Origin of the sequence: Shewanella sp., from assembly GCF_051658185.1 — a bacterium.
Taxonomy (GTDB): Bacteria; Pseudomonadota; Gammaproteobacteria; order Enterobacterales; family Shewanellaceae; genus Shewanella.
In genome coordinates, this window is sequence record NZ_JBOFMC010000238.1 from 1 (window position 1) to 9,360 (window position 9,360).

The window sequence follows — 9,360 nt, forward strand, 5'->3', positions numbered from 1 at the left end:
ATAAAGTTGTGGTGTACAAAGGCGGTTAACACCAAAGACAGTAATACCATAAAGCCAGCAAAAGCCATAATACTGCGTTCTAACGACATAATTGACTCCTTTTGGCCACATTACTGTGGCCGTGTTTAGGTTAATTTGAGGGTTGGGTTAAAGGGATCCTTTCTTTCATCACCGCATAGTACAGCACGGGGATCACGATTAAGGTCAGCAGTGTCGAGATAAAAATCCCGAAAATCAGGCTGATCGCGAGCCCATTAAAAATGGGATCATCGAGGATAAACAACGCGCCTATCATGGCCGCTAAGGCGGTTAACATAATGGGTTTGGCGCGCACAGCGCCTGAGTGGATCACCGCCTGCTCAAAGGGCACGCCAGATGCGGTTTCTTGATTGATAAAATCAACTAATAATATGGAGTTACGTACAATAATCCCGGCAAGCGCTATCATGCCAATCATCGAGGTGGCGGTAAATTGGGCCCCGAGTAAGGCATGGCCTGGCATTACCCCGATAATCGTCAATGGGATTGGCGCCATAATGATGAGCGGCACCAGATAAGATTTAAATTGGGCCACCACCAGTAAATAAATCGCGATCATTCCAACGGCATAGGCAATGCCCATGTCGCGGAAGGTTTCGTAGGTGATTTTCCATTCGCCATCCCACAACACGGCAATTTCGTCTAGGCCCGAGGGTTGATGGATATAATATTGCTCAAAGCCGAGACCTTCCTTGCTATCTATGTTGCCCGCCATCTCGAACATCCCGTAAAGTGGGCTGTCCAGTGGACCGGCCATATCGGCGACCACCATGACCATCGGGATCATATTTTTATGAATAATGGGCGCGTCAATCTTGCCACGTTTAATGGTCACTAATTCTGAGACGGGCACAGACTGGCCATTTTGGCTTTGCAGCTTAAGATTAAGCACTTGTTCTAAGTCAACTTTGGCGCCTTCTTTTAGCTGTAAGCGAATGGGCACCGGGTGTTTTTGCTGCGCCTGATGTAAGTAGCTGACATCCTTGCCACCCACGGAGGTGGCGATGAGGTCGACGATATTGCTGTAGGGCACTGCCATCAGGCTGGCTTTACTGCGATCGATCATCACCTGCCATTTTTGTTGGGCGGCAGGGAGGAAGATATCGATATCGACCACGTCTTTGGTTTCGTGGAACAGTGCCTGCATCTCATAGGCGGCTTGTTCACGAATGGCCGGACTTGGGCCGTAAACTTCCGCCACAAGGGGGGACCAGACTGGTGGGCCGGGTGGCACTTCGACAACCTTGATATTGGCTTGATAGGGGGCGCCAATCTGTTGCAGCTCTTCCCTGACAGACAGGGCAATGCTGTGACTATCGCGGTCACGGTGTTTTTTATCCACCAGATTGACTTGAATATCCCCGAGCTCCTGGCTGTTACGCAGGAAATAATGGCGCACCAAACCGTTAAAATTCATCGGCGCATTGGTGCCTGCGTAGAGCTGCAGATGTTGCACTTCGGGCACGGTCAACAGGTAGCTGCTTAACTCCTGCAGGACTCGCTGGGTTTGTTCGACTGGCGTGCCTTCTGGCATGTCCACCATCACTTGAAACTCTGACTTGTTATCAAAGGGCAGCATTTTTAGTACCACCAGTTGACCAACGGGGAGGGCAACTGCGATGCCTATCAGCACCAATACGCCAGCAGCTAAGCCGATTCTGGCCCTGCGGCCATGGTGACCGCGTAAGAATGGCCCAATAAGGTGGTTAAACAGCCGCAGTGCTTTGCTGTGATCCTGAGGGGAATGAGTGTGAGCGCTGGGTTCATGGGCACTGTGCTCAAGGGTACTGTGCTTGAGCAGTTTACGGCTGAGCCATGGGGTGACCACAAAGGCCACCACGAGGGAAATCAGCATGCCCATACTGGCGTTAATGGGGATCGGGCTCATATAAGGCCCCATTAAGCCAGAGACAAAAGCCATGGGTAGCAAGGCGGCGATCACCGTGAAGGTGGCGAGGATAGTGGGTCCACCGACTTCATCGACCGCCACGGGGATAAGCTGCGAGAAGGATTGGTTGCCGAGCGCCATGTGCCTGTGAATGTTCTCTACGACCACGATAGCATCGTCAACGAGGATCCCGATAGAAAAAATCAGTGCAAACAATGAGACCCGGTTTAAGGTAAATCCCCATGCCCAAGAAGCAAACAGGGTAATGGCTAACGTGATGATAATTGCCACGCCCACCACGAGGGATTCCCGGGCTCCCATTGTCAGCAATACCAGCACCACCACGGCACTGGTTGCAAAAATTAATTTTAAAATTAATGTGTTGGATTTATCTGCTGCGGTTTCACCGTAATTACGCGATACCGTAACTTCGACATTATCCGGGATTAACACGTTATCGACCTTGGCAATTCGTGCAAGCACGGCATCGGCAATATCGACAGCGTTTTGCCCGGCTTGTTTGCCAATGGCAATGGTCACTGCAGGGGAAATGGCGTCCTTAGTGGCATGCCAGACATTGTGTTTGGGAATATCGCTTTTTAAGCTGATGTCGGCAATATCAGCTAAATACACCGGAATTGACCGGCCGTCTTTATCCTGAGCGAGGCTGACAACCAACTGCTTAATATCTTCAATCGATTGCAAAAACTGTCCAGCTTGGACTTTAATTTCCTGATTGCCCTGCACTAAGGAGGCGGGCATGGAGATGTGGTTATTGTCCTTAAGACTTTGGCGCAATTGATCGTATGTCAGCTTAAAACTGTTCATTTTAGCGGGATCGATACGTACATTGGCGACCAGTTCATGTTGGCCAACAGTGGTGATCTCGCGGGTGCCGCTAATGCGTTTGATCTCGGTTTCTAGGCCTTGAGCAATGTGAGTGAGCTGCTCGGCGGACACGGAGGTATCTTTGGACCAGAGGGTTAAACTGACGATAGGCACGTCATCAATTCCCCGGGGCTTAATGAGGGGCTCACCGACCCCCGCTCCTTGGGGCAGCTTATCCATGTTGGAATAAATCTGGTTGTACAGACTCACGATGGCATCGTTACGCGCCACACCCACCTTAAAGATGGCAATGATCAGCGCCCCATCGGGTTGAGAGAAGGAATATAAAGTATCAATCCCTTTGATTTCCGAGATCACTTGCTCCGCAGGGAGGGTGACAAGGTTCTCTACCTCCGTCGGGGTTGCCCCCGGAAACGGAATAAAGACATCCGCAAAGGTGACGTCAATTTGTGGCTCTTCTTCTTTGGGGGTCACTAAAATGGCAAATATGCCTAATAACAAGCCGAGTAAGGCCAGCAATGGCGTGATGGCGCTATTTTGAAACGCCGCGGCGATCCTGCCAGAGATCCCAAGTTGGGTGTGGGGTACTGCATCATGTTTCATAAAACAACCTCGATAACGCGTAAACCGCTAAAAATGAGCCGCTGAGGCAGTTATTGTTTATTGAGTAACACTTGGTAGGCATCGAGGGCGATCTTGTCGCCCGCCTTCAGGCCGGCCAGCACTTCTACCTCCCCATTGACGGGCTCAGCGATACGCACTTGGGTTAGAACAAAGCGGTCGCCCTGTTGGCGATAGACGCTGCTCAGTTCATTCATGGTGATAAGTGCTGATACCGGAAGTTGAATTTTATTGCTTTCACCAAGTTTGACGCTCGCTTTGACCCAAGCACCAGGCTGAATATTCAGTTGATCTTTTGGTAAATTAATCCTCACTTGGTAGCTGTGACTCTGAGGATCGGCAAAGCTAAATACGGTGATGTCAGTTGCTGTCAGTTCACGCCCATCCTGCAAACGGATTTGAAATTCGTTATTCTTGGGCAGTTGGTTGATGTAACGCTGGGGGATATGGGTAATGGCGCGCATTTGCTCAGTTGAAAAGCCAGACAACAGCGCTTGACCCGGACTGACAGTCTCGCCCACCTCGACCAAACGCTTTGTGAGTATGCCGCTAAAGGGGGCATAAACAACAGTGTATTTGAGTGATTCCGTGGCTTTAATGACGCGCGCCTGGGCGGCACTCACCGCCTCTTGAGTGGATTTGGCGTTAGCAATGGCTTCATCCATTGCGCCCTTGGAAATCGCACCTTGGGGGAATAGGGCTTGATAACGTTGGTATTGGGCCTGCGCTTCACTATTTAACGCCCTAGCCTTGGCAAGATCAGCCTCAAAGCTGGCTAATTCGGCCCCTTGCTCTTTGCTGGTGATTTCCAGCAAGGCTGCGCCTTCGGGCACGATATCATTCACATCGTAGTGAAGTTTGATAATGCGGCCGGAGGTTTGCGCCGATACCGTTGCAGCTTTCACCGCTTCAACGGTCGCATCTAAGGTAAGCCAATTGGCGTAGGGCTTATTCTGCACTTCAATGGTTGCAATGGTGTTGGCTTGCAGTGCGCCGCTTGATAGCGCGAGTAACAGCATAAAGGAACGAGAAATTGACTTCATAACTAATATCATCCCAGATGTGATTTATGAGTAAATTCTAATGGAGTTAATTTTAATAGGCAATCACTATTTATTAGAAAATTTTAATGTAAGTGTTAGGGCTATCGCCACGAAAGTTTTTTGCATGGTTAAAGCGCTAGCCGTTGATATCTATGTGATTGCTGGTGGCAGGTTAAGTCGCTTGTTGATTGACTCATTGAATTAGTCATCGCCTTGGCACTCATCCCCACATCCCCACATAGGCTTCAGTGATACAGCAAGTCGTCAGTCACCCTTTAGCCATTGAGCCAAGTGCCCCCCTCTCAATCGACCTGCGCTCGCCCCCATCAGTAAGCTAGCGCGGCATCAGTCAAGTAGGGCACTCGGCACTTTAAGGCCTTGGCTGCTTTCCGTTACTAACGCCGTTACTAAAGCTGTTACGAAAGTCGTCACGCGCCTTAACCTAGCCCGTTATTTGTCTTTGCCAGATCAGTCGTTTAAATAGTAAGTTAAGGTCGAGACGATACGAATTTGCTTAATATAGGGCGTACTGCTGTCGCGATCGGTAATGGTAAATTGGCCCTGACTGGCGCTTTTTATCTTGCCTAGGCGGGAATCGGAATCTTTGGCAAATTTTTCCGCGACCTCACGGGCATTTTGGGTGGCTTCTTGCACCATGGTGGGTTTGACCGCATTGAGCTCAGTAAATAAAAATTCAGTACGGTTATCGTAATCCTGATTGGCGATCGCTATGCCTTCTTTGACAAGGTTAATCATTTGCTTGCGAGTATTCAGCATCAAATCGATTTGGTTAGTGTATATGGATAAATTGACCTTGGCTGAGTAACGATATTTGACATTGGCGTCGACATATCCCTGAGCTTGACGATCTTCAATGGAGGGCAGGGACACGGTGATTTCGGTATCGCTAAAACCTTGTTGTTTTAAAAAGGCGACCACTTTATCGGTTTTTTGCTGCACAGTGTCATAGAGTTTGGGCAGATTGTTATCCACCTCGGTGAAATTAATGGGCCAAATGGCCACGTTGGCTTTCACTTCTTTTTCTGCCAGGCCTTTTACCGTGACACTGCGTTCCATGGCCTTCATCTCCAGCAGGGCTTGTGTCGCACTTTGGCCCAAATACACCATCCCACCGCACAATAAACCTCCAAGAACGAGGGCATGGAACCAGTTGTTTTTTTGCATCAGATGATCTCCTTATTAACATAACACGTTATACCATAACGAAAAATGCTGAAATGTGCACTGGATTTATCTTTATTCGAGTCTGGTTAATTTAAGCCTATGGGGGGATTTATTGCTGAGTTTATGTTAGGGAGCGCTGATGTCGCTGTTAGCGGTTTTCCGTTGCCACCAAAAATGCTTAATTGCAGCCATAAAAAAAGCCGCAAAATGCGGCTTTTAAGGTCTAGCAAAATAGTCAGGGCACGCCCTTAGAACTGGTAGCTGTATTGTACTGAGTAGTACATGGCGCCAGATTTGGTGGTGGCGTTAACGGGGCCGACAATCAGGCTTTTCTCCACTAAATCCACTTCTTCACCTTTCACTAAGGCAATACCGAAATCCACGGTATGCTTAGGATTGATATGATAGCTGAGGCCTGCGGTGTACCAGGTACGGTCTGAATCTGGCATAGACAGTGAGCTTAATTCGTTCACTACACCTTGGTCATGCATAAAGCCTGCGCGTACGGTGAATTGGTCATTGATAGTGTAAGTGCCACCATAGCTAAATAACCAGGAGTCTTTCCATTTGTACTCTTTTAATGCTTGGTTGCCAGCACTATTGATGAGGGTAATTTCTTCGAAATTGCCCCACTGGGTAAATTGGGCCGTGTAATGTACCGCAAAATTAGAGGTAATTTGGTGGAAGCCAGCAAATTGGAAAATATCGGCTAACGGCACATCGAGGCTTTCATGCATTTTGCCAGCCGCTTTGATGTCGCCTTCGACATTAATTGTCGGGCTTAAACGATAGCTTAAACCTAAGCGGTTATTTTCATTTAGCTCAAAGGTGGCACCGACGATCCCGCCCAGTCCCCAACCGTCCGCTTCCACATCGACGAGGGCTTGATTCCCCATATCACGGGTTAAGACACCTTCACCATAGATAGCATCTAAGCCGACACCCACGCTGACTATATCATTAATGCGGTAGGACACGCTGGCGTTAAAGTTAACCGTCGTGACTTCAGTGTTACCGAGCAAATCAAACGGAACCACTGGTTTATTGGATAAAGAGCTGGTATCCGTGCCAGTACCATAATTCGAAAAGGCAGCAAATCCTACGGCAACTTTATCGTTGACGGGATGAATAAAATACACATTGGGGATGATCTTGGTGGTACCAGCATCATCGATGCTGCCTAAGTGGACCGCGCCCTCTTTGAAACTCACATCCTTCACATCCACTTGCACATCAGCCATGGTTAAACCCGCTGAAAAAGCGCTGGTATCAAACAGTGCCATGGCCGCAGGGTTACGGGATAACACTGAAGCGTTATCGGCAATAACAGCATCACCGGCGAAGGCTCGGCCAATACCGGTGGCCGATTGGCTATTTAATTGAAAACCCGCAGCGAGGGTTTGCGTGCTGGTTAAGGCCACAGCAACCGCGATAAGTGTCTTGTTGAATGATTTCATTATTATTCTCTCTTTTGGGTATCAGCCTGAGCGTGATTTGGAGTAATCAACTACCGTTCAAGCCGTTTTAGTCCCCGGCATCTTAGGGATCGAATGTAACCTCAACAAGTCCGACCAGAATATAAATTTGTTAAAATACAGTTAATTAAACTAATTTAAAACAAGGGTATGACTCATGTTGATTGATGTATTGGCTCAATCACTTGATTTAACAGCCGTTGTTTGCAGGCTCAGGTTTTAATTGTGGTTAATAAATTGTTGTGCTCGTCAGTTTGTTAAAATGCGATAAATTGTAAAAAAGCGTACAGTTGTACGCTTTTTTGATTTTAAGATTGTCTTTGATTCAGCGCCTTTGACTCAGTGTCTTTGACTCAGCGCTGGGCTTGTAAGGGCCGTTTTGATTAAAGCTGGGTTTTAAATTCCTCAAATTGCGCGGTGATGGGCGCTTTGGGGGGCGACACTAGGCTGACGAGTACTCCGGCCACCGTCGCGAGGATAAAGCCTGGCAAAATTTCGTAGAGATCAAAAATCCCACCGGATATTGATTTCCACCATACGACGGTCAGCGCCCCGACAATAATGGTCGCAATCGCGCCATTACGGCTGTATTGCCGCCAAAATAACGAGAGTAACACCACCGGGCCAAAGGCGGCGCCAAAGCCGGCCCACGCATAACTGACCAGACCTAGTACGCTGCTGCCTGGGTTTAAGGCGATTATCCCGGCAATCACGGCAATGGCGAGCACGCCTAAACGGCCAACCATCATCAATTCGCGATCATCTGCCTTTGGACGTAGCCATTTGCGGTAAAAGTCTTCGGTGATGACGCTTGAGCAAACGAGTAGCTGCGAATCAATCGTACTCATAATTGCCGATAAAATGGCGGCGATCAGCAGGCCGCCAATCCACGGATTAAAGGCCGCTTGCGCCAGATGGATAAACACGGTTTCTGGATTGGCTAAGGGATCTTGTGCAAAATACAATGATCCGGCAAGCCCTGTCGCGAGGGCGCCGAATAAGGAAATGACCATCCAGCTCATGGCAATTCGGCGCGACAGTGGCAGATCCTTAGCACTACCAATGGCCATAAAGCGTGACAGAATATGCGGCTGGCCAAAATAGCCAAGGCCCCAAGCCCCGAGGGATAATAAACCGATAACGGTGGTTTCGTCATTGATGAGCGTAAGCATCGCAGGGTCGAGCAGCTCAACGCCGGTATGGCTATCGGGGCTGGTGAAAATCGCAAAGGGGATAATCAGTAAGGCGATTAACATTAAGCAGCCTTGGAAAAAATCGGTCCAGCTTACCGCAAAAAAACCACCAATAAAGGTATAACCGACGATAATCGCCGAGCCAATCACTAAGGCGACGTTGTAATCGAGCCCAAACACTTTTTCAAATAAAATGGCGCCGCCCACCATGCCCGATGATGCGTAGAAAGTAAAAAAGACTAAGATAGTGATCGCCGAAACGAGCTTTAAATACCCTTGATTATCCTGAAAGCGTTTTTCAAAAAAATCCGGCAGGGTGAGGGCATTATCGGCTAATTGGGTATAAATACGCAGACGTTTAGCGACAAATAGCCAGTTAAGCCATGCACCTATCAGCAAACCAATGCCAATCCAAGCTTCGCCTAAACCGCCAAGATAGACTGCGCCGGGTAACCCGAGTAACAGCCAGCCCGACATGTCTGATGCCCCGACACTTAAGGCGGTCACGGCGGGCCCCATTTTGCGCCCCCCTAAAATATAATCATCAACCGTATCTGTGGCGCGATAGGCCCAAAAGCCAATCCCCATCATTAATACTAAATAACCAACAAAGGTGATTAAAATTGCGGGTTCAACCGTCATCTTGTTTGGGTCCCATCTTTTTTTAGACAAAGTGGCGGGCATGCTACCAGAACTTTGCTAAAGAGCCCATAAGTAGGTGTAAGTTTGGTGGTTATCGGTAATTTTCTTTAAGAAAACTGATTCATAATGAATGTGAAAAACGTTATTTAATAGTGTTTTACTGTTGGTGAGTTGTGATTTTATTCGCTTTTAAGTTTTCATCTGTTTTTGTTGCTATCAATTCTAAGTCTTCTTAACCAAAATCGCAGATATTAACCCCAATCACCGCAACTTATGGGCACTTTGGCAAAGTTCTGGTAGCATGCGCGCCACTTTGCATAAAAAAGATGGAACCCAAACAAGATGACGGTTGAACCCGCAATTTTAATCACCTTTGTTGGTTATTTAGTATTAATGATGGGGATTGGCTTTTGGGCCTATCGCGC

At 48.2% G+C, this 9,360-nt stretch carries 5 protein-coding genes and 1 pseudogene; all 6 read right to left on the minus strand.

Features of this window, described 5'->3' with window-relative positions:
- Positions 1-89 (minus strand): annotated as a pseudogene (locus tag ACRCZA_RS09300) (YgaP family membrane protein); the annotation flags it as partial.
- A gap of 41 nt (positions 90-130) precedes the next feature.
- Positions 131-3,379, minus strand: a complete 3,249-nt coding sequence (locus tag ACRCZA_RS09305) for an efflux RND transporter permease subunit (RefSeq protein WP_438674166.1) — start codon at positions 3,377-3,379, stop codon at positions 131-133.
- Between the two features lie 50 nt (positions 3,380-3,429).
- Positions 3,430-4,440: an efflux RND transporter periplasmic adaptor subunit gene (locus ACRCZA_RS09310; protein WP_438674167.1), complete on the minus strand. Its 1,011-nt coding sequence runs from the start codon at positions 4,438-4,440 to the stop codon at positions 3,430-3,432.
- Positions 4,441-4,908: 468 nt separating this feature from the next.
- The gene (locus ACRCZA_RS09315) at positions 4,909-5,625 is read right to left on the minus strand and encodes an SIMPL domain-containing protein (RefSeq protein ID WP_438674168.1); all 717 of its coding nucleotides are present in this window, start codon (positions 5,623-5,625) and stop codon (positions 4,909-4,911) included.
- A gap of 248 nt (positions 5,626-5,873) precedes the next feature.
- Complete coding sequence (locus ACRCZA_RS09320) at positions 5,874-7,082, minus strand: OmpP1/FadL family transporter (RefSeq protein ID WP_438674169.1); 1,209 nt, start codon at positions 7,080-7,082, stop codon at positions 5,874-5,876.
- A 401-nt stretch (positions 7,083-7,483) separates the two neighbouring features.
- Entirely contained in the window at positions 7,484-8,935 is a 1,452-nt protein-coding gene (gene putP / locus ACRCZA_RS09325; protein ID WP_438674170.1) for a sodium/proline symporter PutP, read from the minus strand.
- Between the last annotated feature and the right edge of the window lie 425 nt (positions 8,936-9,360).

Excerpts from the sequence above, each read along its gene's own strand:
- ACRCZA_RS09305 (WP_438674166.1), bottom strand. The coding sequence starts at position 3,379 with ATGAAACATGATGCAGTACCCCACACCCAACTTGGGATCTCTGGCAGG.
- ACRCZA_RS09320 (WP_438674169.1), bottom strand. The coding sequence starts at position 7,082 with ATGAAATCATTCAACAAGACACTTATCGCGGTTGCTGTGGCCTTAACC.
- ACRCZA_RS09315 (WP_438674168.1), bottom strand. The coding sequence starts at position 5,625 with ATGCAAAAAAACAACTGGTTCCATGCCCTCGTTCTTGGAGGTTTATTG.
- ACRCZA_RS09310 (WP_438674167.1), bottom strand. The coding sequence starts at position 4,440 with ATGAAGTCAATTTCTCGTTCCTTTATGCTGTTACTCGCGCTATCAAGC.
- putP (WP_438674170.1), bottom strand. The coding sequence starts at position 8,935 with ATGACGGTTGAACCCGCAATTTTAATCACCTTTGTTGGTTATTTAGTA.